The organism is Streptomyces sp. T028, from assembly GCF_048159505.1.
GTDB lineage: Bacteria > Actinomycetota > Actinomycetes > Streptomycetales > Streptomycetaceae > Streptomyces.
Map to the genome: position 1 here is coordinate 85,270 of NZ_JBLRVZ010000028.1, position 26,522 is coordinate 111,791.

General features: G+C 72.0%; 23 protein-coding genes. 12 read left to right on the forward strand and 11 right to left on the reverse strand.

From position 1 onward, the window contains the following. Positions 1–3: 3 nt before the first annotated feature. The 5 genes from cseC to ACLZN2_RS26630 form a co-directional block, all read right to left on the reverse strand. Positions 4–1,338 (reverse strand): two-component system sensor histidine kinase CseC, encoded by a 1,335-nt coding sequence (gene cseC, locus ACLZN2_RS26610; RefSeq protein ID WP_416981615.1) that lies wholly within the window; start codon positions 1,336–1,338, stop codon positions 4–6. A 20-nt stretch (positions 1,339–1,358) separates the two neighbouring features. Further along, complete coding sequence (gene cseB / locus ACLZN2_RS26615; RefSeq protein ID WP_055631906.1) at positions 1,359–2,057, reverse strand: two-component system response regulator CseB; 699 nt, start codon at positions 2,055–2,057, stop codon at positions 1,359–1,361. Between the two features lie 211 nt (positions 2,058–2,268). Continuing rightward, complete coding sequence (locus tag ACLZN2_RS26620) at positions 2,269–2,979, reverse strand: hypothetical protein (protein WP_416981616.1); 711 nt, start codon at positions 2,977–2,979, stop codon at positions 2,269–2,271. After that, on the reverse strand, positions 2,964–3,506 hold the full coding sequence (locus ACLZN2_RS26625) for a SigE family RNA polymerase sigma factor (RefSeq protein ID WP_067256344.1): 543 nt from the start codon (positions 3,504–3,506) through the stop codon (positions 2,964–2,966). Before ACLZN2_RS26625 ends, ACLZN2_RS26620 begins: the two co-directional genes overlap by 16 nt. A 301-nt stretch (positions 3,507–3,807) precedes the next feature. Further along, the gene (locus ACLZN2_RS26630) at positions 3,808–4,731 is read right to left on the reverse strand and encodes an A/G-specific adenine glycosylase (RefSeq protein ID WP_416981617.1); all 924 of its coding nucleotides are present in this window, start codon (positions 4,729–4,731) and stop codon (positions 3,808–3,810) included. Positions 4,732–4,995: 264 nt separating this feature from the next. On the opposite strand from ACLZN2_RS26630, the gene ACLZN2_RS26635 reads away from it, so the two are divergent. Then, positions 4,996–5,814, forward strand: coding sequence for a hypothetical protein (locus ACLZN2_RS26635; RefSeq protein ID WP_416981618.1), 819 nt, complete (start codon positions 4,996–4,998; stop codon positions 5,812–5,814). A 210-nt stretch (positions 5,815–6,024) separates the two neighbouring features. Here ACLZN2_RS26635 and disA read toward each other — a convergent pair whose 3' ends face one another. After that, a complete protein-coding gene (disA, locus tag ACLZN2_RS26640; protein ID WP_416981619.1) occupies positions 6,025–7,149 on the reverse strand; it encodes a DNA integrity scanning diadenylate cyclase DisA in 1,125 nt (374 codons plus the stop codon). 81 nt (positions 7,150–7,230) lie between these two features. Then, positions 7,231–8,640, reverse strand: coding sequence for a DNA repair protein RadA (gene radA, locus ACLZN2_RS26645; RefSeq protein ID WP_416981620.1), 1,410 nt, complete (start codon positions 8,638–8,640; stop codon positions 7,231–7,233). Positions 8,641–8,877: 237 nt separating this feature from the next. Between radA and ACLZN2_RS26650 the strand changes: the two genes are divergently transcribed. Further along, a complete protein-coding gene (locus ACLZN2_RS26650; RefSeq protein ID WP_416981622.1) occupies positions 8,878–10,635 on the forward strand; it encodes a BACON domain-containing protein in 1,758 nt (585 codons plus the stop codon). A 12-nt stretch (positions 10,636–10,647) separates the two neighbouring features. Here the strand turns inward: ACLZN2_RS26650 and ACLZN2_RS26655 are convergent, their stop codons facing one another. Further along, complete coding sequence (locus ACLZN2_RS26655; protein ID WP_416981623.1) at positions 10,648–11,472, reverse strand: hypothetical protein; 825 nt, start codon at positions 11,470–11,472, stop codon at positions 10,648–10,650. 71 nt (positions 11,473–11,543) lie between these two features. Between ACLZN2_RS26655 and ACLZN2_RS26660 the strand changes: the two genes are divergently transcribed. From ACLZN2_RS26660 to ilvD, 4 genes are all read left to right on the forward strand, one after another. Beyond that, positions 11,544–12,476, forward strand: coding sequence for a Ppx/GppA family phosphatase (locus tag ACLZN2_RS26660; RefSeq protein ID WP_416981624.1), 933 nt, complete (start codon positions 11,544–11,546; stop codon positions 12,474–12,476). A 156-nt stretch (positions 12,477–12,632) separates the two neighbouring features. Next, on the forward strand, positions 12,633–13,457 hold the full coding sequence (locus tag ACLZN2_RS26665) for a sugar phosphate isomerase/epimerase family protein (protein ID WP_416981625.1): 825 nt from the start codon (positions 12,633–12,635) through the stop codon (positions 13,455–13,457). Then, positions 13,454–14,119, forward strand: a complete 666-nt coding sequence (locus tag ACLZN2_RS26670) for a TetR family transcriptional regulator (RefSeq protein ID WP_416981626.1) — start codon at positions 13,454–13,456, stop codon at positions 14,117–14,119. The genes ACLZN2_RS26665 and ACLZN2_RS26670 overlap by 4 nt, the downstream gene beginning before the upstream one ends. A gap of 145 nt (positions 14,120–14,264) precedes the next feature. Continuing rightward, positions 14,265–16,118, forward strand: coding sequence for a dihydroxy-acid dehydratase (gene ilvD / locus ACLZN2_RS26675; RefSeq protein WP_416981627.1), 1,854 nt, complete (start codon positions 14,265–14,267; stop codon positions 16,116–16,118). A 78-nt stretch (positions 16,119–16,196) separates the two neighbouring features. Here ilvD and ACLZN2_RS26680 read toward each other — a convergent pair whose 3' ends face one another. Continuing rightward, the gene (locus ACLZN2_RS26680) at positions 16,197–18,431 is read right to left on the reverse strand and encodes a serine/threonine-protein kinase (protein ID WP_416981628.1); all 2,235 of its coding nucleotides are present in this window, start codon (positions 18,429–18,431) and stop codon (positions 16,197–16,199) included. Positions 18,432–18,612: 181 nt separating this feature from the next. On the opposite strand from ACLZN2_RS26680, the gene ACLZN2_RS26685 reads away from it, so the two are divergent. The 3 genes from ACLZN2_RS26685 (at position 18,613) to ACLZN2_RS26695 (ending at position 20,505) form a co-directional block, all read left to right on the forward strand. Further along, positions 18,613–18,936: an SH3 domain-containing protein gene (locus tag ACLZN2_RS26685; RefSeq protein ID WP_416981629.1), complete on the forward strand. Its 324-nt coding sequence runs from the start codon at positions 18,613–18,615 to the stop codon at positions 18,934–18,936. A 152-nt stretch (positions 18,937–19,088) separates the two neighbouring features. Further along, positions 19,089–19,652 (forward strand): EamA/RhaT family transporter, encoded by a 564-nt coding sequence (locus ACLZN2_RS26690; RefSeq protein WP_416981630.1) that lies wholly within the window; start codon positions 19,089–19,091, stop codon positions 19,650–19,652. Positions 19,653–19,716: 64 nt separating this feature from the next. Then, a complete protein-coding gene (locus ACLZN2_RS26695; protein ID WP_416981631.1) occupies positions 19,717–20,505 on the forward strand; it encodes a class I SAM-dependent methyltransferase in 789 nt (262 codons plus the stop codon). A 13-nt stretch (positions 20,506–20,518) separates the two neighbouring features. Here ACLZN2_RS26695 and ACLZN2_RS26700 read toward each other — a convergent pair whose 3' ends face one another. After that, positions 20,519–21,991: a SulP family inorganic anion transporter gene (locus ACLZN2_RS26700; RefSeq protein WP_416981632.1), complete on the reverse strand. Its 1,473-nt coding sequence runs from the start codon at positions 21,989–21,991 to the stop codon at positions 20,519–20,521. Between the two features lie 252 nt (positions 21,992–22,243). Here ACLZN2_RS26700 and ACLZN2_RS26705 point away from each other — a divergent pair, with 252 nt between their 5' ends. From ACLZN2_RS26705 to proC, 3 genes are all read left to right on the forward strand, one after another. Further along, positions 22,244–23,056 (forward strand): ABC transporter ATP-binding protein, encoded by an 813-nt coding sequence (locus ACLZN2_RS26705; RefSeq protein WP_416981633.1) that lies wholly within the window; start codon positions 22,244–22,246, stop codon positions 23,054–23,056. Further along, positions 23,053–23,826 (forward strand): ABC transporter permease, encoded by a 774-nt coding sequence (locus ACLZN2_RS26710; protein WP_416981634.1) that lies wholly within the window; start codon positions 23,053–23,055, stop codon positions 23,824–23,826. The genes ACLZN2_RS26705 and ACLZN2_RS26710 overlap by 4 nt, the downstream gene beginning before the upstream one ends. A 113-nt stretch (positions 23,827–23,939) precedes the next feature. Then, positions 23,940–24,752 carry a pyrroline-5-carboxylate reductase gene (gene proC / locus ACLZN2_RS26715; RefSeq protein ID WP_416981636.1) on the forward strand — a complete coding sequence of 271 codons (813 nt, stop codon included), beginning with the start codon at positions 23,940–23,942 and terminating at the stop codon, positions 24,750–24,752. 118 nt (positions 24,753–24,870) lie between these two features. Here proC and trpS read toward each other — a convergent pair whose 3' ends face one another. Next, positions 24,871–25,914 (reverse strand): tryptophan--tRNA ligase, encoded by a 1,044-nt coding sequence (gene trpS / locus ACLZN2_RS26720; RefSeq protein WP_416981637.1) that lies wholly within the window; start codon positions 25,912–25,914, stop codon positions 24,871–24,873. Positions 25,915–26,522: the final 608 nt, after the last annotated feature.

Below are 26,522 nucleotides of genomic sequence, written 5' to 3' on the forward strand. Positions count from 1 at the left end.
CCCCTACGGCATCATCGGGTAGCTCCCCGTGCTCGTTGGCGCGTGCTCCGGCAGCCACAGCACCGCCACCGCTCCCTCGGCCGGTATGTGCTCCGGGGCTCCGGCGGGGCGGACGTTGCGGAAGGTGAGACGGGCGCCGAGGACGCGGGCCTGGCCGGCCGCGATGGTCAGGCCGAGGCCGTGGCCGTGGCCGGCCCGGTCGGCGCTGCCGGTGCGGAACCGGCGCGGGCCCTCCGCCAGCAGGTCCTCGGGGAACCCACCGCCGTGGTCGCGGACCCGGATCACCCGGCCCTCGACGGTGACCTGGATGGGGGACTTGCCGTGCTTGGCGGCGTTGGCGAGGAGGTTGAACAGGACCCGCTCCAGGCGGCGCGGGTCGGTCGTGACCATCGACTCGTGGACGACCCGCACCTCGACCGCCGGGTCCTTGGCGGCCACCCGCCGGGTGACGAACTCACCCAGCAGGAGGTCCTGCAGTTCCGCCCGCTCCGAGGCGCTGTCGAGGCGGGCCACCTCCAGGACGTCCTCCACCAGCGTGCGCATGGCCTTCGCCCGGTCCAGGACCAGCTCGGTGGGCCGGCCGGGCGGCAGGAGCTCGGCCGCCGTCAGCAGACCGGTGACCGGGGTGCGCAGTTCGTGCGCGATGTCGGCGGTGACCCGTCGCTCGGCCTCCAGCCGCTGCTGCAGCGCGTCCGCCATGGCGTCCACCGCGCTGGCGAGGTCGTCGGTCTCGTCCCGTACGACTCCGCCGATCGCGTCCCGGACCCGTACGTCCGACTCGCCCCCGGCGACCTGGTTGGCCGCGGCCGCCGCCTTGCGCAGCCGGCGCGAGAGCTGCCCGCCGATGAGCACCCCGAGCGCGCTGCCGCCGAGCACGACGGCGATCGAGCCGATCACCAGGGCCTGGTCGAGGTCGTTGAGGATGTCCGTGCTCCGGTCGGTGAAACCGGTGTGCAGGGACATCACCCGCCCGTCCTTCAGCGGCACGGCCGCCCAGATGTCCGGCGTGCCCCCCGCACGGTCGGACACATAGGTCACCCGGCGCCCCTGTGTCACCTTCTCCCGCACCTCCGGCGGCAGCCGGGAATCGTCGATCTTGACCTGGGGGAAGTTCGGCCGCCCGGTCATCTCGAAGTTGCGCTGGGCGATCTGGATGCGCTCGTCGGCGAGGTCGCGCGCGTTGTCCAGCATCGACACCCGGGCCGCGTTGTGCACGACGAGACTGAGCGCGATCGCCACCAGCGCGCCGACCAGCGCGATGGCCGCGCTCAGCTTCCACCGCAGGCCCGTACGGATGCCCGCGCCCTGCGAGCGGGCCGGAACCAGGTGCCGGATCATCCCCCTCACCCCCCGCCCGCTCAGGCCTTCAACTTGTAGCCGAAGCCACGGACCGTCTCGATGCGGTCCTGGCCGATCTTCGTCCGCAGCCGCTGCACATGGACGTCCACCACCCGGGTGTCGCCGCCCCAGCCGTAGTCCCAGACGCGCTCCAGGAGCTTGTCCCGCGACAGAACCGTCCCCGGGGCCGAGGAGAACTCCAGCAGCAGCCGCATCTCGGTCGGTGTCAGGGCCACCGGCCGGCCGGCCCTGCGGACCTCCATGCCCTCGGTGTCGACCTCCAGGTCGCCGAAGGTCAGCACACCGCCCGCGGGCGCGGCGTCCTCGGCCCGGTCCCCGCCGCCCGCGTGCCCGAAGCGACGCAGCACCGCGCGGATCCGGGCGACCAGGACGGCGCCGTCGAACGGCTTGGTCACATAGTCGTCGGCGCCGGCCTCCAGGCCCAGGACGACGTCGATGGAGTCGGCGCGCGCCGACAGCATGATCACGGGCACGGTGGACTCGTCCCGGATGCGCCGGCACAGGCTCACCCCGTCCAGGCCGGGCACCATGACGTCCAGCAGGGCGATGTCGGGGCGGTCGGCCCGGAACGCGTCCAGGCCGGACAGGCCGTCGGGCATCGCGGTGACCACGAAGCCGTCCCGCTCCAGGGCGAGCTGGGTGGCCTCGCGGATGACGTCGTCGTCCTCGACGAACAGGACGTGGGTCTGGTCTGCCATCCCGGTGCTCTCAGTCCTCGTGTTCGGTGGTGCGTGTGTCTGGCTGCCGTGCGTATGCCCGGGCGCCGTACGTCTGCCTGGGCGCCCCTGTAGGGGACGCAGGGAGCTTCCGTCGCGTTCACTCCCGGTGCGCCCACTCATTGATCGGATCGGGCGGCCCGATCGGTTCACGGGTTCCGGAGAATTTTTCCAGCCCGCCCAAAATCCCGGGTCAGCCGCTCTCGGGCATCGGCACCGGCACCGGCACCGGCGTCGCGTCCTCGTCCTCGTCCTCGGTGCCGCCGTACTCGTTGTGGATGCTGGACTCCTTGACGAAGCGCTCCGCGGTGGTCCAGCGGTAGGTGATCACAGTCTCGCCGGACGGGCTGGAGAAGGCGTCGCCCTTCGCGTACACCTGCTTGGTCACCACCAGGTCGCCGCGGTCTATCTCCGCGTAGACCGGGGGCTCCTCGGCCTTGAAGACGTTCTCGTACCGGCCGTCCTTCTCCCGGTACACGTACGAGCCGACACCGACAGCGTCGCCGCAGGTCAGCACGTTCACGACGATGTCCGTGACGGGGCCGCCGGTCAGGTCGCCGTAGGAGACGTCGACCGGGTACTCGTCGCCGACGCACGGCGTCAGCTCGCCCTTGACCTCCGCCGACACCTCGGGGTCGGCCTTGACGAGCTGGACCGCGTCCACCCGGGAGGCGCTGTCCGTGGGTACGGCTGACGGCGTCATCGTCGCACCGCCGGACACCGCGTCCGCGTGCGCGGGGCCCTCGTCACGGGCGCCGGTGCCGCCGGTGCCGCACGCGGACACGGAAAGGGCGAGGGCGGCGAGCACGGTCACCGCCGTGATCGCCGCCTGGAAGGTGCCTCGGGCCGCTGTGGGCCCTGCCTGGGCCGGTGCCGGCCCGGCCTCGGTCAGGCCGCCACGCAACGCTCCCGCTCCTCACGCTCCAGCGCGCGTGCGTCCAGATCGCGGGCTTCCAGCTCCTCGCGGAGCCGGGCGAGCGCCCGGTGCAGCGTGCTCTTGACCGTTCCCGCGGACATACCGAGGGCGGCGGCCGTCTCCTCCGTGGACATCTGCTCCCAGTGTCGCAGCACGACGACGCTTCGCTGCTTCGGAGCGAGCACCTTCATCGCGTCCATCAGCAGGGCGCGGTCCGCGTGCTGCTCGGTGGAGTCGTCGATGCAGGCGTCCGGGAGCTGCTCGGTGGGGACTTCCTCCAGCTTGCGCGCCCGCCACCACTCGGTCCGGGTGTTGATCATGACGCGGCGGAGATAGGCGTCCGCGAGCCGCTTGTCCGCGATGCCCTCCCAGCGGCCGTACGTCCGGGCCAGGGCCGTCTGCAGCAGGTCCTGTGCGTCGACCGGGTCCGGGACCAGTCGGCGGGCACTGCGCAGCAGCGCGTCCTGCCGGGTGCGGACGTACTCCTCGAACTCGAGCACCTCGCCCTGCGCCATGGTCAACCCCTCCGTCTGCCCCGTTGCGGCCCGCGGTCGTCCGCCGGATTTCCGCGTGTGGTCTGTCGCCGTCGTGCCCTCGGTGGGCACGCAAACGAAGCTACGGAGCTGTTGTCACGGGGCTGTGCGGAGCAGCCTGCGGCTAGCGCGCGGCTGTCCGTCGGTTGTGTAACGGAAAGCGGTTCTGGGTAAAACAGCGGGCCGAATAATGCGTGTATGTACTGATTTACCCGGCCGCCGGATGTGACACAGGCTCTGCTTGGGCTGTGATGAAACCCGTTGTCTGTGAAATGACCGTGCGTCAGGTGAGCGGCAGGCGGTAAAGACCGTCCGGCAGCGGCTCCACCAGACCGTCCGCCACGAGCCCGTCCAGGGCCCGCGCACGCTGCACCGGCTCGTGCCACACCCGGTCCAGCGCCGCCTGCGGCACGGGCGCGTGCGCCTCCCGCAGTACGGCGAGCAGCTTGCCGCGCACCTGCCGGTCCGTACCGGCGTACGTCTGCCCGCGGCGTGGCGGGCCCTCGTGCTCCGGCTTGCCCGCGAGCCGCCAGGCGCACTGCGCGTTGATCGGGCAGCGCACGCAGGTCTCGTTCTTCGCCGTGCACACCAGCGCGCCCAGCTCCATGGACGCGGCGGCCCAGCGGGCCGCGGTCCGCTCGTCCTCGGGCAGCAGCGCACGGGCCAGCTTGCGCTCGGCGGCCGTGGTGGCGTTCGGCGGGCACTGCACGCCCGTCACAGCGCGTGCGAAGACCCGGCGGACGTTGGTGTCCAGTACGGCGTGCCGCTGCCCGTACGCGAAGGAGGCGACGGCGGCCGCCGTGTACTCGCCGATGCCGGGCAGCGCGAGCAGCTGCGCGTGGTCCGACGGTACGTCGCCCCCGTGCCGTTCCGTTATGGCCACCGCCGCTCCGTGCAGCCGCAGGGCGCGGCGCGGGTAGCCGAGCCGTCCCCACGCGCGTACCGCCTCGCCGGGGGCCTCCGCGGACAGGTCGGCGGGGCGCGGCCAGCGGGCGAGCCACTGCTCGTAGACCGGCAGGACACGGCTGACCGGCGTCTGCTGGAGCATGAACTCGCTGACCATCACACCCCACGCGCCGGCCTCGGGGTGCCGCCAGGGCAGGTCGCGGGCGTTGTCCTCGAACCAGTCGATGACGGGGAAGTGCAGGTCCGCGCCGGGGGCGGGGGCGGCGGGGCTGCTGTGCGGGGGCTTCGTGGGCGCAGTCATGGCCCTTCCGATCCTGCCATGCGCGATGGGGCACACGTGCGTACCGCCACTCGTCCGGGTGGCCGACGGGGGAGCGCGGTCGTACGGCGTGCGCCCCGGCCGTGGCCAGAGGTGCAAGGCGCGCCCCTGCAAAGGGGTAAGGGTCTGCGCGGTGAGTGAAGTCGGGGGCAAGGGTGCCGAGTCCGGGATGATGATCCGGAAAAGTTGTACTCCGGGCGGCGGGTGGGACCTGTTGGCGGGGCGATCTCTCGTACAGTTTGGGCCGTGGGATCTCTGCGCAATCCGATCGGGCCGCTTCCCTCCTCCATCTACTGGCGCCGGAGGGTCGTACTGCTGTCTGTGATCGCCCTGTTGGCGCTGCTCATCACGTGGATCGTCACCTCGGGCGGAGGTGGTGGCGACAACGGCGCCAAGGGGTCGAGCGGCAAGAATCCCGCGTCCTCGATCACGCCGGGGCCGTCCGGCTCGGGGCCCGCGATCAGTCAGGCGCCGGGCGGGCGTGACGAGTCGAGCGAGGGCGCCACCGACGGCTCGGACTCCGGCTCCGGCTCGGACGCGGGTTCGGGCGGTGACGGTTCCGGGTCCGCCGACTCCGGTACCGACGGCTCCGGGACCGGCGGCACGGACGACGGGGCCAACGGCAGTGGTTCGAGTACGACGCTCCCGGCGGGCATCACCCTGCCCAACTGCACGGCCAGCGTGGTCAAGTTGAGCCTGCGCAGCGTGCGGAACTCCTACTCGCCCGATGAGACGCCCACGTTCCGGCTCATCGCGACGAACTCCTCCGGCAGTGACTGCAAGGTCGACCTCGGGCCGAAGACGGCGGTGCTGACGATCACGCAGGCGGGGGGCGATGACGACTACTGGTCGTCGGCCGACTGCCCGAAGGTGTCGGGGAGCCTGCTGTACCGGGTGCCGGCCGGGGAGAGCTTCACCTACACCTTGACGTGGGATCGGAAGCCCAGTGCTGCCGAGTGTGCGACGCCTCCGGCCGGGGTGGCGGGGACGGGGACCTACCTTGTGGAGGCCAGGGCTCCGGGGTTCGCCACGGCACAGACTTCGTTCGTGCTGGCAGCTGACTAGGCGCTGTTCGCTGGTGCTGGGCGGGGGTGGGGTTTGCTCGCCCGCGCCTGCGGGGTGCCGCTGCGCCACCCGTGCCGCCTGGGGGCACCTCCCAGGCCCTTGAGGCACTGGGGGAGGCACGACTGCCCGCAGCTATGCGGCTGGGTGGGAACAACAACCGCTGCGGGGTGGGCGCCGTACCAGCGGCGCGACTGCCCGCAGTTTCGCCCCTTATACGTAGCGTTCCAGGATTGACGACTCGGCCAGCCTCGACAGGCCCTCGCGGACGCTTCGGGCTCGGGCCTCGCCGACGCCGTCGACCGTCTGGAGGTCGTCGACGCTGGCGGCGAGGAGTTTCTGGAGCCCGCCGAAGTGTTCCACCAGGCGGTCGATGATGGCGCCGGGGAGGCGGGGGACCTTGGCGAGGAGACGGAAGCCGCGCGGGGAGACCGCCGAGTCGAGGGCTTCGGGGGAGCCGGTGTAGCCCAACGCGCGGGCCACCGTGGACAGTTCGAGCAGCTCGGCATGGGTGAGGGCGTCCAGCTCGGACAGCGCCTCGTCGACCGTGCGGGAACGCTTGGCGGTGGGCTCGGGGACGTAGTCCCGGACGACCAGCTCGCGTTCCGGCTCCACGCCCGCGATCAGCTCGTCGAGCTGGAGGGCCAGCAGACGGCCGTCGGTGCCCAGTTCGACCACGTACTCGGCGATCTCGGTGGCGATCCGGCGCACCATCTCCAGGCGCTGGGCCACCGCGGAGACGTCCCGGACCGTCACCAGGTCCTCGATCTCCAGCGCCGACAACGTTCCCGCGACCTCGTCCAGACGGAGCTTGTAGCGCTCCAGGGTGGCGAGGGCCTGGTTGGCGCGGGACAGGATCGCGGCCGAGTCCTCCAGGACGCGGCGCTGGCCGTCGACGTACAGGGCGATCAGACGCATCGACTGGGAGACCGAGACGACCGGGAAGCCGACCTGCTTGGAGACACGGTCCGCCGTGCGGTGCCGGGTACCGGTCTCCTCCGTGGGGATCGTGGGGTCCGGGACGAGCTGGACACCGGCCCGCAGGATCTTCGACAGGTCGGAGGAGACCACGATGCCGCCGTCCAGCTTGCACAGCTCCCGCAGGCGCGTGGCGGTGAACTCCACGTCCAGGACGAACCCGCCCGTGCACATCGTCTCGACGGTCTTGTCGGAGCCGAGCACGATGAGCCCGCCGGTGTTGCCGCGGAGGACCCGCTCGAGGCCGTCGCGCAGGGCCGTGCCCGGGGCCACCGCGCTCAGCGCGGCACGCATGAGGCCCTCGGCGCCGGAACTCCCACCGGACTTTCCGGGAGCTGCCGCCCGGTCGTTGGCTGCCACTGCACTCCTCCGGTCGCAGGTTCTTCAGGCGCTCCCGTTCGCGCACTCGGTTCGTACGGACGGGCGAGACCAGGGCAAAGTCTACCGGCGGTCCTCCGCCTCCCGTGGGGCCTCTCGGCGACGCGACCTCGGCAGGACCCGCAGCGCGTCCCCCATGTCCGCGACTTCGAGGACCTTCATACCGGGCGGGATCTTGCCGGGATCACCCGGTACGAGCGCGTGCGTGAAGCCCAGCCGGTGGGCCTCGGAGAGTCTGCGCTGGACGCCCGTGACCCGTCTGACCTCGCCCGCGAGGCCCACCTCGCCGATCGCGACGAGGTTCTTCGGCAGGGGGGTGTCGCTCGCCGCGGAGGCGAGCGCGAGGGCGATGGCCAGGTCGGCGGCCGGCTCGGAGAGCTTCACACCGCCCACCGTCGCGGAGTAGATGTCCCGCTTGCCGAGCGCGCTGATGCGGCCGCGCTGCTCCAGGACCGCCAGCATCATCGAGACCCGGGACGTCTCCAGACCGGAGGTGGTGCGCCGGGGCGAGGGGATCTGCGAGTCGACGGTGAGCGCCTGGACCTCGGCGACCAGCGGGCGGCGGCCCTCCAGGGTGACGGTCAGACAGGTACCGGGGACCGGTTCGGCACGTCTGGTCAGGAAAAGTCCACTTGGGTCGGCGAGGCCCGTGATGCCCTCGTCGTGCAGTTCGAAGCAACCGACCTCGTCGGTTGCGCCGTAGCGGTTCTTCACGCCGCGTACCAGGCGCAGGCGCGCGTGCCTGTCGCCCTCGAAGTGCAGGACGACGTCCACCAGGTGCTCCAGGAGGCGCGGGCCGGCGATCGCGCCGTCCTTCGTGACATGGCCTACCAGCAGCGTCGACATGCCGCGTTCCTTGGAGGCGCGGATCAGGGCGCCGGCGACCTCGCGCACCTGGGCCATGCCGCCCGGCGCCCCGTCGATCTCGGGGGAGGCGACCGTCTGCACCGAGTCGAGGATGAGCAGCGACGGCTTCACCGCGTCCAAGTGGCCGAGGACGGCGGCCAGATCGGTCTCGGCCGCCAGATAGAGGTGGTCGTCGATGGCGCCGATCCGGTCGGCGCGCAGCCTGACCTGGCTCGCCGACTCCTCGCCCGTCACGTAGAGGGTGCGGTGTTCGTCACTCGCCGACTTGGCCGCCACGTCCAGCAGCAGGGTCGACTTGCCGACGCCGGGCTCGCCCGCGAGCAGCACCACCGCGCCGGGGACCAGACCGCCGCCGAGGACGCGGTCCAGTTCGGGCACGCCTGTCGTGCGGGCGGTGGCCTGGCGGCCGTCGACCTGGCCGATGGGCACGGCGGAGGTGGTGACGCGCCCCGGTGTCGTCGTACGGACCGCGGGCGCGCCGTACTCCTCGACCGTGCCCCAGGCCTGACACTCGGGGCAGCGGCCGAGCCACTTGGCCGTCTGCCAGCCGCATTCCGTGCAGCGGTAGGACGGGCGGTCCTTGGTGGTCTTGGTACGGGCAGCCATGGGGAAACCGTAACCGCCGCCACCGACAGCCGGGCCGGCCTGTGGACAACCGGCCCGCCCCGGGCCCGGTACACCTGTGGTGAATCCGGACACCCCCTGTGATCCGGCCACCTCCCGTCACGAACGAGCCACGGAACCTCTCATTCCTGTCCCCTTATGAGGGATCGTTTCACCCGTACGGATTAAAAGGACTCAAGGGACAAGAAGAGCCCGTTCCGTGCCGCCTACGGTCCACGGGTGATGAGCAGCAGCCCCGAAATCTCGACCCGCACGACCGGCGCACACCGGGCGCACCGGGAGGCGCGTGATCGCGCCGCGGGGCGCACGCTCGCGCAGCGCCCGCCCGCGCGCTACGAGCCGTATCTGGACGGACTGTTCACCTACTGCCTGTCCGCGCTGTGCGACCACGAAGCGGCCACCGCCGCCCTCGGGGACGTCCTCGCGCTCGCCGAGCGGCGCGGGCAGCGCATCCCGGAGGCCGCGGAGCGCCGGGCCTGGCTCTACGCGCTGGCCCGCTGGGCGTGCCTGCGCAAGCTGGCCGAGGCCAAGCAGAAACGTCAGGGCACCCATGCGGCCGGGCGCACCGGAGCCCACCGCCCCTCCGGCGCGCACCCCGGCGCGCGGTCCGGCGCCCACACCGCGGAAAGCCCCGACGCCCCCGACGAGCTCCAGGAGGAGCGGCGCCGCGAACTCGCCCTGCTCGCCTGGCCGGAGGCGGCCGGCACGACCCCGGAGCAGCGCGAGGCGCTCGAACTCGCCGTACGCCACCACCTCGCCGCCCACGAGGTCGCCGCCGTCCTCGGCATGGACCACGCCGCCGCCCGCGAGCTGCTCGCCTCGGCCGCCTGCGAGGTCGAGCGCACCCGCGCGGCCCTCGCCGTCGTGGAGACCGGCGGCTGCCCCGGAGTGGCCCGCCTCACCGGCGAGCACCAGCTGGTCCTCAGCGCGGCCCTGCGCCGCGAGCTCGTCCGGCACGTCGACGACTGCCCCCGTTGCCGCCGGGCCGCCGAGCGCGCGGTGCCCGGCCGCTGGCCCGGCGCCGGGGTCACCCCCGCCGAGCTGCCCGTCCTGGAGGCACCCCGCGCGGCCGTGCACGTCGCCATGACACACCTCGCGCGCGTGCGGGGCGCCGCCGCGCCCCGGTTCGACCGGCGCGGCTTCCCGATGGACCCCAAGGACCGCGCGGCCCGCCGCGACCGCATCCGCGCGCGTGCCGTCACGACCACCGTCGTCGCCACCGTCGTCGCGGCCCCCGTGCTCGCCCTGTGGGCGGCCTACCGGGGCACCCCCACCGCCGAGGGTGCCGACGGCCGCCCGGCCGGCGTCGGCGAGGCGCACGGCCCCGGCAGCCTGGACGACGAGGCGGCGAGCGGCTACGAGAACGCGGGGAACGCCAGCACCCGGCCCGCCACCGGCTTCGGCAAGGGCAGACCGGACGTGTCCGTGGAGGTCGTCAGCGTCTCCGGGCTCGGCACGAAGGACGCGAGCCGGCTGAACGTGAGCGCTCTCACCAGCGGCGACACCACCCTGATCACGCTCACCGCCGCCAGGGACGCCGACGGCCCCGTCCGCTGGTCCGCCGCCACGGGAGCCTCCTGGATCCACCTCAGCCGCTCCACCGGCACCCTGCACCCCAGCGAGTCCGTGACGATCAAGGCGTACGTCGACCCCCTGCGTGAGCCCTCCGGACACTGGCACGCACGCGTGGCGATCGCTCCCGCGGGCGCCGTGGTCACCATCGAGGGCCACGGCACCGCATCCGGCCCCGCTCCCGGCACGGGCGAGGGCACCGGCCCGGGCACCCCCGCCGACCCGCCCCCGCCGACCACCCGCCCGGACCCGGGTCCCCCGGCCCCGCCCTCACCGGACCCCTCGCCGAGCAACCCCCCGCCCTCCACCGACCCCCAGCCCACGCCCAGCGGCTCCCCGACCGCCCCGGAGGGCTCCACCCCGCCCCCCGACGGCGGCGGCACCACGAGCCCCTCCACCCCCTAGCCCCAGCGAGCCTCAGTCGACGGGATCCGCCGGATGCGGTGCCAGCAACGGGAGCCGCGAGGCCAGACGCTCCTCGCACAGCTCGACGAGACGGTCGTAGCCAGCCTTGCCCATCAGCTCGGTCAGCTCCGCCCGGTAGGACACGTACACCGGCTCGCCCGCGCCGTGCGCCGAGGTCGCCGACGTGCACCACCAGTGCAGGTCGTGGCCGCCGGGACCCCAGCCGCGGCGGTCGTACTCGCCGATCGACACCTGCAGCACGCGCGTGTCGTCCGGCCGGTCGATCCAGTCGTACGTCCGCCGCACCGGAAGCTGCCAGCAGACGTCCGGCTTGGTCTCCAGGGGCTCGCGGCCCTCCCTGAGCGCCAGGATGTGCAGCGAGCAGCCCGCGCCGCCGGAGAAGCCGGGACGGTTCTGGAAGATGCAGGAGCCCTGGTAGGGGCGGGTCTGACGGTCGCCGTCCTCGTCCTTTGCCACCCAGCCGTTCAGCAGGCCCTCGGCGTGGTGCTGCCAGATGTCAGGGGTGAGACGCGCCACATGCTCGGCGACCCGCTTCTCGTCGTCCTCGTCGGAGAAGTGGGCACCCAGCGTGCAGCACCCGTCGTCCGCGCGGCCCGCCTGGATGCCCTGGCAGCCGCTGCCGAAGACGCAGTTCCAGCGAGAGGTCAGCCATGTCAGATCGCACCGGAAGACCTGCTCTTCGTCCGCCGGATCCGGGAACTCCACCCACGCGCGCGCGAAATCGAGGCCTTTCTCGTCCGCCGCTGCCGTCACCGGCTTCGCCCGCGAAGAACCGCCGGTTGTTTTGTCCGTCTTCGCCTTTTTCGTCTTTGGCACCCGTCCAGGGTAAGACGCCGAAGCCCGCTTCGGGGACGGCCCATGGCCTCACTGGCAGTAGCGTTCCCTACATGAGACTCGGTGTCCTCGACGTGGGATCGAACACGGTGCATCTGCTGGTGGTGGATGCACACCCCGGCGCGCGCCCGCTGCCCGCGCACTCGCACAAGGCCGAACTGCGCCTGGCCCAACTGCTCGACGGGGACGGGGCCATCGGCCCCGAAGGCGTCGACAAACTGATCACGGTCGTCCACGAGTCGCTCCAGGCGGCCGAGGACAAGGGCGTCGAGGACCTCCTGCCGTTCGCGACCTCCGCCGTGCGCGAGGCCAGCAACGCCGACGACGTCCTCGCGCGCGTGCAGGCCGAGACCGGCGTCGAGCTCCAGGTCCTCACCGGCTCCGAGGAGGCCCGCCTCACCTTCCTCGCCGCCCGCCGCTGGTTCGGCTGGTCGGCCGGGAAGCTCCTGGTCCTGGACATCGGCGGCGGCTCCCTGGAGATCGCCTACGGCATCGACGAGGAGCCCGACGCGGCCGCCTCCCTGCCGCTCGGCGCCGGCCGCCTCACCGCCGCCTGGCTGCCCGGCGACCCGCCCGACCCCGACGACATAAGGACCCTGCGCCGGCACGTCCGCGCACAGATCGCCCGGACGGTCGGCGAGTTCAGCCGCTTCGGCGCCCCCGACCACGTCGTCGCCACCTCCAAGACGTTCCGCCAGCTCGCCCGCATCGCCGGAGCCGCCCGCTCCACCGAGGGCCTCTACGTCCAGCGCGACCTCAAGCGCGAGTCCCTGGAGGCCTGGGTGCCCCGCCTGGCCGGCATGACCTACGCCCAGCGCGCGGAACTCCCCGGAGTCTCCGAGGGCCGGGCCAACCAGCTCCTGGCCGGCGCCCTGGTCGCCGAGGGCGCGATGGACCTCTTCGGCGTGGAAACCCTGGAGATCTGCCCCTGGGCCCTGAGGGAGGGAGTGATCCTCCGGCGCCTGGACCACATGGGTTCCGCATAGCGGCGCCCCGAAAGGGGCGCGGGGCTGTTGTCCGATATGCGGCTCCGCCGCGGGGGCGTGAGCAACCACATACGGCCCGCACCCGCCCGTGGCGAACACCACAACGGCGATTAGGCGCCCGGCACTCAGCCAACCGCACCCCGTAACCTGTCCCCCATGGCAGAGCCAGTCGTACGGATCCCGGACACGAAGGTCGCCCTGTCGACGGCGTCCGTGTACCCGGAGTCGACGGCGACGGCCTTCGAGATCGCCGCGCGCCTCGGATACGACGGCGTCGAGGTCATGGTCTGGAACGACCCCGTCAGCCAGGACATCGAGGCGCTGCGCAGGCTCAGCGACTACCACGGCGTCCCCATCCTCGCCGTGCACGCCCCCTGCCTGCTCATCACCCAGCGGGTCTGGTCGACGGACCCCTGGGTGAAACTGCAGCGGGCCCGCGCCGCCGCCGAGAAGCTCGGCGCGACCACCGTCGTCGTCCACCCGCCCTTCCGCTGGCAGCGCCAGTACGCGCGGGACTTCGTCCAGGGCATCTGGCGGATGGCCAACGAGACGGACGTGCGGTTCGCCGTCGAGAACATGTACCCCTGGCGCTACCGCGACCGCGAGATGCTCGCGTACGCCCCCGACTGGGACGTCACCAAGGACGACTACCGGCACTTCACGATCGATCTCAGCCACGCCTCCACAGCCCGCACGGACGCGCTTCAGATGGTCGACCGCATGGGCGACCGCCTCGGCCACGTCCATCTCGCCGACGGAAACGGCTCGGCCAAGGACGAGCACCTGGTCCCCGGCCGCGGCGGGCAGCCCTGCGCCGAGCTGCTGGAGCGGCTCGCGCTGAGCGGCTTCGACGGCCATGTCGTCATCGAGGTCAACACCCGGCGGGCCATGTCCGGTGCCGAACGGGAGGCCGACCTCGCGGAGGCCCTGGCCTTCACCCGGCTGCACCTGGCGTCGGCGGCGAAGGTGCCACGGCGGTGAGCGAGGCCGACGGGACCTCCCGGCGCCGCGGCCGGCCCTCTCGTACGGCGGCGTCCGACACCGGCGAGACCGCCCGCAGACGCGGTCGGCCTCCTCGTACCGAAGCGGCCGACACGCGCGACCGCATCCTGGCCGCCGCGCGGGAGGAGTTCTCCGAACGGGGGTACGACAAGACGTCCGTGCGCGGGATCGCCAAGGCGGCCGGCGTGGACTCCGCCCTCGTGCACCACTACTTCGGCACCAAGGAGCAGATCTTCGAGGCGGCGATCGAGGTCGCCTTCGCGCCCGCGTTCGAGGCGCCCATCGCGATCGCCGACGGGCCGCTGGAGGGCGTGGGGGAGCGGATGGCCCGGTTCGTCTTCGGCGTCTGGGAGAACCCCGCCACGCGCGCGCCCCTCCTCGCGATCGTGCGCTCCGCCGTCAACAACGACACCGCGGCGGCCGTCTTCCGCCGTCTGATCGCCTCCCAGGTGCTGCGCCGGGTCGCCGCCCAGGTCGACCTGCCGGACGCCGAGCTGCGCGCCGAGCTGGCGGCCGCGCAGCTGGTCGGGTGCGCCATGCTGCGGTACGTGATCAAGGTGGAGCCGCTGGCCTCGGCGGACATCGAACTGATCATCGCGCGGGTCGCACCCGTCGTCCAGGGACACCTCACCGCACCCTGACACCGACCCACGACCGCGCCCTGACACCGAGACGCGCATCCCGCATTCCGGACACCTCGTCCCGCCACCTGGATGAGCGGCGTACGCTCAATAACAGCCCTGTCTGTCTGATAGCAGCCCTAGCCGTCCCAAGGAGCGAGCGACGATGCCCGAGCTGAGGTCCCGCACAGTCACCCACGGCCGCAACATGGCGGGCGCCCGCGCCCTTATGCGCGCCTCCGGTGTACCCGGTGCGGACATCGGCCGGAAGCCGATCATCGCGGTGGCCAACAGCTTCACCGAGTTCGTGCCCGGTCACACCCACCTCCAGCCGGTCGGCCGGATCGTCAGCGAGGCGATCACCGAGGCCGGCGGCATCCCGCGCGAGTTCAACACGATCGCGGTCGACGACGGCATCGCCATGGGCCACGGCGGCATGCTCTACAGCCTGCCCTCCCGCGACCTGATCGCGGACAGCGTCGAATACATGGTCGAGGCCCACTGCGCCGACGCCCTGGTCTGCGTCTCCAACTGCGACAAGATCACCCCGGGCATGCTGATGGCCGCCCTGCGGCTGAACATCCCGACGGTCTTCGTCTCCGGCGGCCCGATGGAGTCCGGCCGCGCCACGCTCGTCGACGGCACGGTCCGCACCCTCGACCTGGTCGACGCGATCTCCGACGCCGTCAACGACAAGATCTCGGACGAGGACATCCTCCGCATCGAGGAGAACGCCTGTCCGACCTGCGGCTCCTGTTCCGGCATGTTCACCGCCAACTCGATGAACTGCCTGACCGAGGCCATCGGCCTCTCCCTCCCCGGCAACGGCTCGGTCCTCGCCACCCACACCGCGCGCAAGCAGCTCTACGTCGACGCCGCGCGCACGGTCATGGACATCACCCGCCGCTACTACGAGCAGGACGACGAGACGGTCCTGCCGCTCAACGTCGCGACCTTCGCCGCGTTCGAGAACGCCATGGCGCTGGACATCGCGATGGGCGGCTCCACCAACACGATCCTGCACCTGCTGGCCGCCGCCCAGGAGGCGGGCGTCCCCTTCGGCCTGGAGCAGATCGACGCCGTCTCGCGCCGCGTGCCGTGCCTGGCGAAGGTCGCGCCCAACGTCGCCAAGAACCGCACGTACTACATGGAGGACGTGCACCGCGCCGGCGGCATCCCCGCCCTCCTCGGCGAACTGCACCGCGCGGGCCTGCTCAACGAGGACGTGCACGCCGTCCACAGCCCCTCCCTGGCCGACTGGCTGAAGACCTGGGACGTCCGCGGCGGCTCCCCTTCGGCGGAGGCCGTGGAACTGTGGCACGCGGCGCCGGGGTGTGCGAGGTCCGCCGAGGCCTTCTCCCAGTCCGAGCGCTGGGCGGCCCTCGACGGCGACGCCGAGGGCGGCTGCATCCGCTCCGCCGAGCACGCCTACTCCAAGGACGGCGGCCTCGCGGTGCTGCGCGGCAACCTCGCCGTCGACGGCTGTGTCGTCAAGACGGCCGGCGTCGACGAGTCGATCTGGACCTTCGAGGGCCCGGCGGTCGTCTGCGAGTCGCAGGAGGAGGCCGTCGAGAAGATCCTCAACAAGCAGGTCACCGACGGCGACGTCGTCGTCATCCGCTACGAGGGCCCCAAGGGCGGCCCCGGCATGCAGGAGATGCTGTACCCGACGTCCTTCCTGAAGGGCCGCGGCCTCGGCAAGACCTGCGCCCTGATCACCGACGGCCGTTTCTCCGGCGGCACCTCGGGTCTGTCGATCGGCCACGCCTCCCCCGAGGCGGCCTCCGGCGGCACCATCGCCCTCGTCCGGGACGGCGACCGCATCCGCATCGACATCCCGGGTCGCTCGATCGAGTTGCTCGTCGACGACGCGGAACTCGCGCGCCGTGACCAGGCGTTGAACGGGGCGTACGCCCCGTCGAACCGCGACCGCAAGGTCTCCGCCGCCCTGCGCGCCTACGCGGCGATGGCCACGAGCGCCGACAAGGGCGCGGTGCGGGACGTGTCGAAGCTGGGCTGATCCACAGCCTGTGGACGCTGTGGACGAAGGGGCCGCCTCTCAGGAGGCGGCCCCTTCGCGCCGTACCGGCGGTGTGACCTACCAGCTCGCGGGATCCCGCCCGTCCACGGCGAAGACGCTGCCGTCGGGGGCGGTGGCGTAGACCCGGCCGTCGACCGTGAGCGGCTCCGGCAGCGAGCTCGCCACCCGGTCGGAGTTCTTGCCGAGCCGCGCCCGCGTCTGCCCGAGCAGCTTGCCGGTACGCGTGTCCACGCCGAGGAGCCGCCCGTCCACCCCGGTGACGTACACATGCCCGTCGCCGACCGCCGGTTCCGAGCCGCGGAACAGGCCCGTCTCCAGGCTCCACAGCCGCTTGCCCGCCGCCGTGTCGACCGCCTCCAGCGAGCCCGCGGTGGACATCAAGTAGACGACGTCGCCGTGCACGGTGGCCGCCGGGGACTGTCGCGGCACGGGCAGCGCCACGCGGCGCGTCGCCCGGGACACCGGGTCGTAGCGCACCACGGCGTCGGAGTCCGGGGTCGTCCGGTCGGCCGAGAGGAAGAAGACCGCCCCGTCATGGCTGCCGACCGCCTCCAGCGAGCCCCGCAGCCGCGCGCTCCACCGCACCTCTCCCGAGTCCGGGGCCACCGCGGTGACCTCGGTCGTCCCCGTGTCCGAGACGTTCGTCGCGTAGGCCAGCGGGTCCCCCGGGAAGGAGGAGAAGTACGGCACACCCCGGTCGGTGACCGCGTGCCGCCACTTCGTCTCGCCCGACGCCCCGTCCACGGCGGTGACCGTCCCGTCGGCCGCGCTGAACAGGAGCATGCCGCCCACCACCTTCAACCCGGTGTGCTCGGGCATGTCCTGCCGCCAGCTCACCTTCCCCGTCCGCGGTGCGAGCGCCTCCAGGTGCCGGTCCGGGTCCGTCAGCGGCTGCACCAACTCCCCGGCCAGCACCGGCGGGCCGCTGCGCAGGGCGTCGCCGACGGAGTGTTTCCACAACACGGTGCCGTCGGTCGGGTCCAGGGCGAACACCACACCGGGCTGCCCGCACAGCAGTTCGTCGGCTCCGTACGAGCAGTGGGGTGTGCTCTGCGTCTGGGACACCGACTCGGTGTCCCACGCGTCGAACGCGGCCGGCGTGGTCCGGGGGCTCGACTCGCCCGCCGCCGGCTTGTCGCCCAGGACCTGCACCGCGCCGAACGCCCCGCCGGCGAGCAGGCTGAGCGCGCCGGCCACGACCGCCGCCCGCCGCAGCCTCCGCCGGGGACCGGTGGACCGCCGGGGGGACTTCCCGCTTGACCCGCTCGACCTGCTTGACCCGTCCGGGTCGGCCGGGCCGGCCGCGTCGGTGAGATCGGCAGGGTCGGCAGGGTCGGTGAGATCGGCAGGGTCGGCAGGGTCGGCGGGCTCAGCCGATGCGAACCACTCCTCGGCGGACGCGGACCCCTGCGGACCCACGCCCTCCACCCGCTGCTCCGGTATGAACGCCTGCGTGTCGTACGACGCCGCCACCGACCGCAGTGCCCGCATCAGCTCGTCCGGCGTCGGCCGGTCCTCGGGCTCCTTGGCGAGACAGCGCACCACCAGCGGCGCGAGATTCCCCGGTACGCCGGTCAGGTCCGGTTCGTCGTGCACGACCTGGTAGGCGACGACGTAGGGGCTGTCGGAGTCGAACGGCCCGCGGCCCGTCGCCGCGTGCACCATCACCGAGCCCAGCGCGAAGACGTCGGCGGCCGGCCCGACCTCCCTCGGCCGCCGGAACTGCTCCGGCGCCATGAACGGCGGAGTCCCGATCAACTTGCCGGTCTCGGTCCGCAGTTCGCTGTCTTTCGGCCGGGAGATCCCGAAGTCGATGACCTTCGGACCGTCCTCGGCGAGCAGGACGTTGCTCGGTTTGAGGTCCCGGTGCACGACGCCGACCCGGTGGATGTCGCGCAGCGCCTCCGCGAGCCCGGCCATCAGCCGCCGCAACTCGCCCGAACTCATCGGCCCGTTCCGCTTCACCTGCTCGGCGAGCGTCGAACCGGGGATGAACAGCGTGGCCATCCAGGGCCGTTCGGCGTCCGGGTCGGCATCCACGACAGGCGCGGTGAACGCACCGCTCACCCTCCGCGCGGCCGCGACCTCCTGCCGGAAACGCCCCCTGAACTCGGGATCGCGCGCGTAGTCGGCATGGACGACCTTCACCGCGACCTTCATCCCGGAAGTGCTCCGGGCCAGGTGGACCACACCCATGCCGCCCGAGCCCAGCCGCGACTCCAGGCGGTAGTGACCGGCGTACTCCGGAAGTTCCGCTTCCGCGCCCTGCCCGGTGTTGCGCTGTGGCGACATGGACCACCCCCGTGCTGTTCTCCGCGCGCGCGACGCACGGAGCCTAGTCGATGACTCGTACGGGACAGAGGCGGCTTGCTAGCCTCCACGTACGAATCACGCACATGTGTTTCATGGCGTGTTTTAGGGGAATGAAGGTGACCCCATGGCATTCATGGGGTCCAACGGGGGAGGTTTTTCCATGTCTGTCGACCGCGTCGAAGAGGCAGAAAGCGCCGGCACGTCGGAGGCCGTCGCCGCGGCCGCGGCAACTGCCGTCACCTACTATCCGATCGCCCCGGGCGTCCGGCTGAACGTCCGCAGCGGCCCCGGCACCGGCTACAGCATCGTGCGTGTCCTGGCCGAGGGCTCCAAGGTCCCGATCTACTGCCAGACGCCCGGCACGACGGTCACCGGTCCGTACGGCACCTCGAACATCTGGGACAACATCGCCAGCGGCGAGTACGTCGCCGACGCCTACGTCCGCACCGGCAGCGACGGCTACGTGGCCTCGCGCTGCTCCTGAACCCGCACCGTCCGACCGCGGTCATTGACGTCTGCACCTGACGTCTGCCCCTGACTGCTGACGCTGCCCCTGACTGCTGACGCCGTCCCTGATGGCAGCACTGGCAACACCCACCCGGGAGCCCCGCCGCCGACCGGAGCCATAATCGTCCCGTGAGCGACGAGAACGGCACCCCGGACACCCCGGCGGGCTCCCGGGACACCCAGGACGCCCACGGCACGCAGGCCACACCCGCCGACAGGCCGACCGGTTCCACCGGCCCCCGCCCCGAGCCCCTGCGCTTCTTCGGCACCACCTGGGTGGAGCACGACCAGGGCTACACCGCCCGCCGCCTCGCCGTGGCCGCCGGAGCGCTCGCCGCCACCGTCGGCTCCTGTCTCGTCCTGCGCTTCGCCTACGAGGGCCTGGCGATCGCCGAGACCGGCAGCTTCGTGACCCTGCTGGTCGTCGTCATGTTCACGATCTGCAGCGCGCTCGCCTTCCGCACCACCTGGGACAGCTTCTCCAAGCGCCCCGACCCCGACCGCCAGGCCTCCCTCCGAGGCCTCCTGGCCATCGGTTTCGCCGGCTCCCTCGCCGCCTACTTCTTCCGTGCCCTCATCGAGGCCCCCGGCGAGAAACTCCACCGCGAGGAGTACGAGACCGCTCTGAAGCAGCACGAGAAGCGCGCCTCCCGCCGCACCGGCAACCCCTCGAAGAAGCGCCGCCGCGACTGAACACCGCCCGCCCGGGCGCTCACCCCCTTCACCCCCGGGCGCTCACCCCCTTCACCATGGACGCATGACGGCCTCACCCGAATCCCGGACCCAGGCTCGCGCCCACTCCTTCAACCCCGCCGCGGCCCAGTACGCCGCGAACCGCCCCTCCTACCCACCCGCCCTCCTCGACGCGATCGAGACGCTCGCCGGCCGCCCCCTCTCCGGCGCCCGGGTCGCGGACATCGGCGCCGGCACCGGTATAGCCACCACCCTGCTGCACGCCCGCGGCGCCCAGGTCGTCGCCGTCGAACCGGGGGAGGGCATGGCGGCACAGTTCCGCCGCACCCTCCCCGACGTCCCCCTCGTCCGCGGCGACGGCAACCACCTCCCCCTCGCCACCGCCTGTCTGGACCTCCTCACCTACGCCCAGTCCTGGCACTGGACCGACCCGGCCCTGTCCGTCCCGGAGGCGCTGCGCGTGCTGCGGCCGGGCGGTGCGCTGGCCCTGTGGTGGAACACCAGCGCGGTCGACGTGCCCTGGATCGAGGCCCAGGCCCGCCGCATGCAGCGCCTCTTCGGCATGGACCACGTGGTGCAGATCAACGGAGACGGCAGCCCCGCCGCCCTGGCCGGTCCCACCGGCGGCCTCGACTTCACCCACCGCACGGTCCGCTGGAGCCGCCGCGTCCCCCTCGACCTCCACCTGGCCAACATCAGCAGCCACTCGCTCTTCCTGATCCACGACGAGGAGAGTGCGGCGGCCTTCCTCGCCGAGGAACGCCACCACCTCCTCGCCGCGTTCCCCGACGGCACGATCGAGGAGACCTACGACGTGCAACTCCTCCTCGCCACCACGCCCCCGCAGAGCTGAGGCCCCGTTCCCCCTACGCGGCCGGACTCCCCGCCGCCACCTCCCCCTGACGCCCCTCCCGTCGCTCCCGCGCCGCGGCCCACCCCTCCAGGGCCGCCGCGCAGGCGTGGTCCACATGCCGCAGCCCGCCCAGCTCAAGACGCACCTCCCGGTCGGCCGGCAGCGCGTCCAACGCGTCCAGCAGCTTCGGCAGCCGCAGGAACGTCGCATGGCCCATCACCCGCACCACGATCCCGGCCTCCCCCCGGTCCTCGGTCTCCACATGCACATGGCTGATCTCCCACGCCGTCTTCGCGACGGCCAGCGCCAGCCCGACCAGCACCCCCTCGAACAGATTCCCCACGACGATCGCCACCGCCGTCACCCCGAGCACCAGCAGTTCCCCCCGATGCCCGCACCACAGCTTGCGCACCTCCCGAACCGGCACGAGCTTGCAGCCGGCGTGCACCAGCAGCCCGGCCAGCGCCGCCACCGGGATGACCCCCAGCACACCGGGCACCACGGCCGTGAACAGCAGCAGCCACACCCCGTGCAGCACCCGCGACGCCTTGGTCCTCGCCCCGGCCTGAACGTTCGCCGCGCTCCGCACGATCACCGCCGTCATCGGCAGCGCGCCCAGCACCCCGCACACGGCGTTGCCCGCGCCCTGCGCCATCAACTCCCGGTCGTAGTCCGTCCTCCTCCCGTCATGCAGCCGGTCCACCGCGGCCGCGCTGAACAGCGACTCCGCCGACGCGATCAACGCGAACGCCACGACGGTCCCGACCACCCCCACTTCCGTCAGCCGCCCGAGATCCGCCGCCTGCGGAACCCGTACGACCTCCCACAGCCCCCGCACCTCGACCCGCCGCACCTCCAGGTCGAACGCCCAGGTCACCCCGGACGCCAGCGCCACCGCCAGCAACGGCGCCGGAACCAGCCGCGCCCCGCGCCGCCACCGCCCCCACAGCAGCAACACGACCATGGTGGCACCCCCCACTGACAACGCCACCGGATCCACCTTCCCCGGCAGCGCCACCAACCCGGCGAGCTTCCCGAGCCCGCCCGGCGGAGCGGCGGCGTCCCCGAGGGCGTACACCTGCCCGGCGACCAGCACCAACCCGATCCCGGCGAGCATCCCCTGCACGACGGCCACGGACACCGCGCGGAACCACCTCCCGAGCCGCAGCGCCCCCAGCCCGAGCTGCACCAGCCCCGCCGCGAGCACGATCACCCCGAGCGCCGCGAGCCCGTACGCGTGTACGGCCTCGAAGACGAGCACGGTCAGCCCCGCCGCAGGCCCGCTCACCTGCAGACTGCTGCCGGGCAGCACCCCGGCGACCAGCCCGCCGACGATCCCGGTGACCAGCCCGAGTTCGGCGGGCACACCCGAAGCCATGGCCACCCCCACGCACAGCGGCAGGGCGACGAGGAAGACGACAAGAGAAGCGCACAGATCGGCCTGAGCGACCTTGCGCAGACGACGGCTCAACAGACGGGTCAACACGGAAAGCACCTCCGGCAGGGAACGGGAGATGCGTGGGCGCGCCGCACCGGGGGAGGGCGCGGCGACATGAATTCCATTCTCAGGTAAAACGATCGACCGTGGCGCTGGTTCGCGTATCGGACACCTGAACGTCGAGGCGCGGGAACAGGACCCTCCCCTTCCAATCCCACCCCTGCGCGCCTGCGCCGCCGTACGCACCCCGCCCGTCCTCACCGCTTGACGCCCCACCGCCCCGCGAGGATTATTCATCGCATGATGAATTACTTGCCCGAACCACCCGACCGGCCCGGCCCACCCGCCACCGCCCCCGCCGTCACCGCCCGCGACCTCACCGTCGTCCGAGGCCCCCGCACCGTCCTGCGCTCCCTCGACTTCACCGTCCCGCGCGGCCAGATCACCGGCCTGCTCGGCCCCTCCGGATGCGGCAAGTCCACCCTGATGCGCGCCGTCGTCGGCACCCAGGCCAAGGTCACCGGCACCCTCGACGTCCTGGACAGCCCCGCAGGCCACCCCACCCTGCGCACCCGCATCGGCTACGTCACCCAGGCCCCCTCCGTCTACGACGACCTGACAGTCCGCCAGAACCTCGACTACTTCGCCGCGATCCTCGACCCCGGCCGCAACGCCGCAGACCGCCGCCACGACAACGTCACCCGCGCGATCGCCGACGTCGACCTCACCACCCACACCGACGCCCTCGCCGGCAACCTCTCGGGCGGTCAGCGAAGCCGCGTCTCCCTCGCCGTCGCCCTCCTCGGCACCCCCGAACTCCTCGTCCTCGACGAACCCACCGTCGGACTCGACCCCGTCCTGCGCCGCGACCTGTGGACCCTCTTCCACCACATCGCGGAAACCCGCGGCGCCACCCTCCTCATCTCCTCCCACGTCATGGACGAGGCCGAGCGCTGCCACCGCCTGCTCCTCATGCGCACGGGCGAGATCCTCGCCGACGGCACCCCCGACTCCCTGCGCACCCGCACCGGCGCCGACACGGTCGAGGCCGCCTTCCTCCACCTGGTCGACCAGGCCGCCGAGACCGCCCGCGCGAAGGAGACCACCCGATGAACGCCCCCGCCGCACCCGCCCCCGCCAAGGGCCTCAACGCCTCCCGCACCACCGCCACCGCCGCCCGCGTCCTGCGCCAGCTCCGCCACGACCCCCGCACGATCGCGCTGCTCCTCCTCATCCCCTGCCTGATGCTGTTCCTTCTGCGCTACGTCTTCGACGGCAGCCCCCGCACCTTCGACAGCATCGGCGCCTCCCTCCTCGGCATCTTCCCGCTGATCACGATGTTCCTGGTGACCTCCATCGCCACCCTGCGGGAACGCACCTCGGGCACCCTCGAACGCCTCCTCGCCATGCCCCTCGGCAAAGGCGACCTCATCGCCGGCTACGCCCTCGCCTTCGGCACCCTCGCGATCATCCAGTCCGCCCTCGCCACCGCCCTGGCAGTCTGGTTCCTTGACCTCGACGTCACCGGCTCCCCCTGGCTGCTCCTCCTCGTCGCCCTCCTGGACGCCCTCCTCGGCACCGCCCTCGGCCTCTTCGTCTCCGCCTTCGCCGCCTCCGAGTTCCAAGCCGTCCAGTTCATGCCGGCGGTGATCTTCCCCCAACTCCTCCTCTGCGGCCTCTTCGCCCCCCGCGACACCATGCACCCGGCCCTGGAAGCCCTCTCCGACGTCCTCCCCATGTCCTACGCGGTCGACGGCATGAACGAGGTCCTCACCCACACCGACATGACAGCGACCTTCGTCCGGGACACCCTGATCGTCGGGGGCTGCGCCCTACTGGTCCTGCTCCTGGGCGCGGCAACGCTACGCCGCCGCACCCAGTAGGCCCGCACCACACCGCACCGCCAACATCCCGCCACCCGGACAGCACCCCCCACATCCCCCCACCGGTGCGACGATGGACCCCGGACGACGCACCCCCGGAGGGCACCCGCACCATGACCCAGAAAGTCGCAGTCCTAGGCACCGGCAAAATCGGCGAAGCCCTGCTCAGCGGAATGATCCGAGGCGGCTGGCCCCCGGCCGACCTCCTCGTCACCGCCCGCCGCCCCGAACGCGCAGAGGAACTCCGCACCCGCTACGGCGTCACCCCGGTCACCAACGCGGAAGCCGCCAAGACCGCCGACACCCTCATCCTCACGGTCAAACCGCAGGACATGGGCACCCTCCTCGACGAACTCGCCGGTCAGGTCCCCGCCGACCGCCTGGTGATCAGCGGAGCCGCGGGCATCCCGACCTCCTTCTTCGAGGAGCGCCTCGCCCCCGGCACCCCGGTCGTCCGTGTCATGACGAACACTCCGGCCCTCGTCGACGAGGCCATGTCCGTCATCTCCGCCGGCAGCCACGCCACCGCCGACCACCTCGCCCACGCCGAGGAGATCTTCGGCGCCGTCGGCAAGACGCTCCGCGTCCCCGAGAACCAGCAGGACGCCTGCACCGCCCTCTCCGGCTCGGGCCCGGCCTACTTCTTCTACCTCGTCGAGGCCATGACCGACGCCGGCATCCTCCTCGGTCTGCCCCGCGACAAGGCCCACGACCTCATCGTGCAGTCCGCGATCGGCGCCGCGACCATGCTCCGCGACAGCGGCGAACACCCCGTCAAGCTCCGCGAGAACGTCACCTCCCCCGCCGGCACCACCATCAACGCCATCCGCGAACTGGAGAACCACGGCGTACGGGCCGCCCTCATCGCCGCCCTGGAGGCCGCCCGCGACCGCAGCCGCGAACTGGCCTCCGGCAAGAAGGACTGACCCCTCGGGGGAGCGAGGGGCGGCCACGCACCGGCCGCCACCCTCGCCGCCGTACGCGAACACGCCCTGCGCCACCCGCACGAGCCACTCACCGTCGCAGACCTGGCGGCTCACGCGCCTACCGGGCCGCGTTCACCACCGCACCCGAAACGGGCACCGCCCCACTCACCGGCGGCAGCAACCCGATCGCGCGATAAGCCGCGTCCACTACCGGACGCGCCATCTCCCGTGCCTTATTCGCCCCATCCCGCAGCACCCCCTCGACATACGCGGGATCCGCACACAACTCCTTGTGCCGGGCCCGCACCGGCCTCAGCACCTCCACCACAGCCTCCGCCGCGGCCTTCTTCAAAGCGCCGTACGACTGGTGAACGGCAGCCAGCTCCCCAGGGTTCCCGCCCGTACACGCCGCGAGGATCTCCAGCAGATTCGCGACCCCCGGCCGTCCCTCCCGGTCGTAGACGACCTCCCGCCCGCTGTCCGTGACGGCCCGCATGATCTTCTTCCGCACCACATCGGGCTCGTCGAGCAGATAGACGATCCCCGGCCCGGAGTCATCGCTCTTCCCCATCTTCGACCCCGGCTCCTGCAGGTTCATCACCCGAGCCGCCACCGCCGGCAGCGTCGCCCTCGGCACCACGAACGTGTGCCCGTACCGCTGGTTGAACCGCGCCGCCAGATCCCGCGCCAGCTCCACATGCTGCGCCTGGTCGTCCCCCACCGGCACCTCGTCGGTCCCGTACGCCAGGATGTCCGCCGCCATCAGCACCGGATACGTCAGCAGCGACAGCCGTACGCTTCCCCCGCGCTCCCGCTCCCGCGCGGCCTTCACCTTGTACTGGATCATCCGCCGCATCTCGCCGTCGGTGGCCACGCACTCCAGCAGATACGACAGCCGCGCATGCTCGTCGACATGGCTCTGTACGAAGAGGGTGCACAACCGCGGATCCAGTCCCGCCGCCAGCAGCAGTGTCGCCGCCTGCCGGCTCAGCCGGCGCACCCGCGCCGGCTCGTGGTCCACGGTCAGCGCGTGCAGATCGACCACGCAGAACAACGCGTCCGAGCGGTGCTGGTCGACCTGGACCCACTGCCGCATGGCCCCGAGGTAGTTCCCCAACGTCAGATGCCCAGTCGGCTTGATCCCGCTGAAGACCCGCGTCATCTCCACTCCTTCTCCTGGGTTTCCCCTGGTCGGGACCGCCGTCCCGGCGGGCCGACCCTCGGGAGTCCCGGAGGGAGATACGAGAACGGCCGCCGAGGCGGCGGCCGTTGAACGCATACGTGAGTCCGGCCGCCCGTCAGGCGGCCCACCAGAGCTGGGTGCACGTACGCGTAGTCATGCCGTCCACCCTACGCCGCCAGGGGGCCGGTGGGACGTGGGTTGACACACCCCGCCCCGATACGTAGTGTTCTCCGAGTTGTCCGACGTGAGCGCCGACTTCGGTCGGTCCCCGGACAGCCATTCCGCAAGTACCAACCACTTCTCGGTGAGCAGTCGTTTCGTCTGCCGTCGTGTCATTGGCGTGCGTATTCGCGAAATGAGGAATCCGCGTTCGAAAGGACGCAGCTCCCGATTGGCTTCGGGAGCAGGGAATCCGCTAAAGTCTCACTCGTCGGAACGGCCGAAGGGCCGGGAAGGCAAAACCCGCTGACTGGGAATCAGACGCCGAAAGGATCTGATAGAGTCGGAAACGCAAGACCGAAGGGAAGCCCGGAGGAAAGCCTGAGAGAGTCTCTCGGGTGAGTACAAAGGAAGCTTTCGTTCCTTGA

Coding starts and splice junctions, on each gene's coding strand:
- cseC (WP_416981615.1), bottom strand. CDS start 1,338: ATGATCCGGCACCTGGTTCCGGCCCGCTCGCAGGGCGCGGGCATCCGT.
- cseB (WP_055631906.1), bottom strand. CDS start 2,057: ATGGCAGACCAGACCCACGTCCTGTTCGTCGAGGACGACGACGTCATC.
- ACLZN2_RS26625 (WP_067256344.1), bottom strand. CDS start 3,506: ATGGCGCAGGGCGAGGTGCTCGAGTTCGAGGAGTACGTCCGCACCCGG.
- ACLZN2_RS26630 (WP_416981617.1), bottom strand. CDS start 4,731: ATGACTGCGCCCACGAAGCCCCCGCACAGCAGCCCCGCCGCCCCCGCC.
- radA (WP_416981620.1), bottom strand. CDS start 8,640: ATGGCTGCCCGTACCAAGACCACCAAGGACCGCCCGTCCTACCGCTGC.
- ACLZN2_RS26660 (WP_416981624.1), top strand. CDS start 11,544: ATGAGACTCGGTGTCCTCGACGTGGGATCGAACACGGTGCATCTGCTG.
- ACLZN2_RS26665 (WP_416981625.1), top strand. CDS start 12,633: ATGGCAGAGCCAGTCGTACGGATCCCGGACACGAAGGTCGCCCTGTCG.
- ilvD (WP_416981627.1), top strand. CDS start 14,265: ATGCCCGAGCTGAGGTCCCGCACAGTCACCCACGGCCGCAACATGGCG.
- ACLZN2_RS26680 (WP_416981628.1), bottom strand. CDS start 18,431: ATGTCGCCACAGCGCAACACCGGGCAGGGCGCGGAAGCGGAACTTCCG.
- ACLZN2_RS26685 (WP_416981629.1), top strand. CDS start 18,613: ATGTCTGTCGACCGCGTCGAAGAGGCAGAAAGCGCCGGCACGTCGGAG.
- ACLZN2_RS26695 (WP_416981631.1), top strand. CDS start 19,717: ATGACGGCCTCACCCGAATCCCGGACCCAGGCTCGCGCCCACTCCTTC.
- ACLZN2_RS26705 (WP_416981633.1), top strand. CDS start 22,244: ATGATGAATTACTTGCCCGAACCACCCGACCGGCCCGGCCCACCCGCC.
- ACLZN2_RS26710 (WP_416981634.1), top strand. CDS start 23,053: ATGAACGCCCCCGCCGCACCCGCCCCCGCCAAGGGCCTCAACGCCTCC.
- proC (WP_416981636.1), top strand. CDS start 23,940: ATGACCCAGAAAGTCGCAGTCCTAGGCACCGGCAAAATCGGCGAAGCC.
- trpS (WP_416981637.1), bottom strand. CDS start 25,914: ATGACGCGGGTCTTCAGCGGGATCAAGCCGACTGGGCATCTGACGTTG.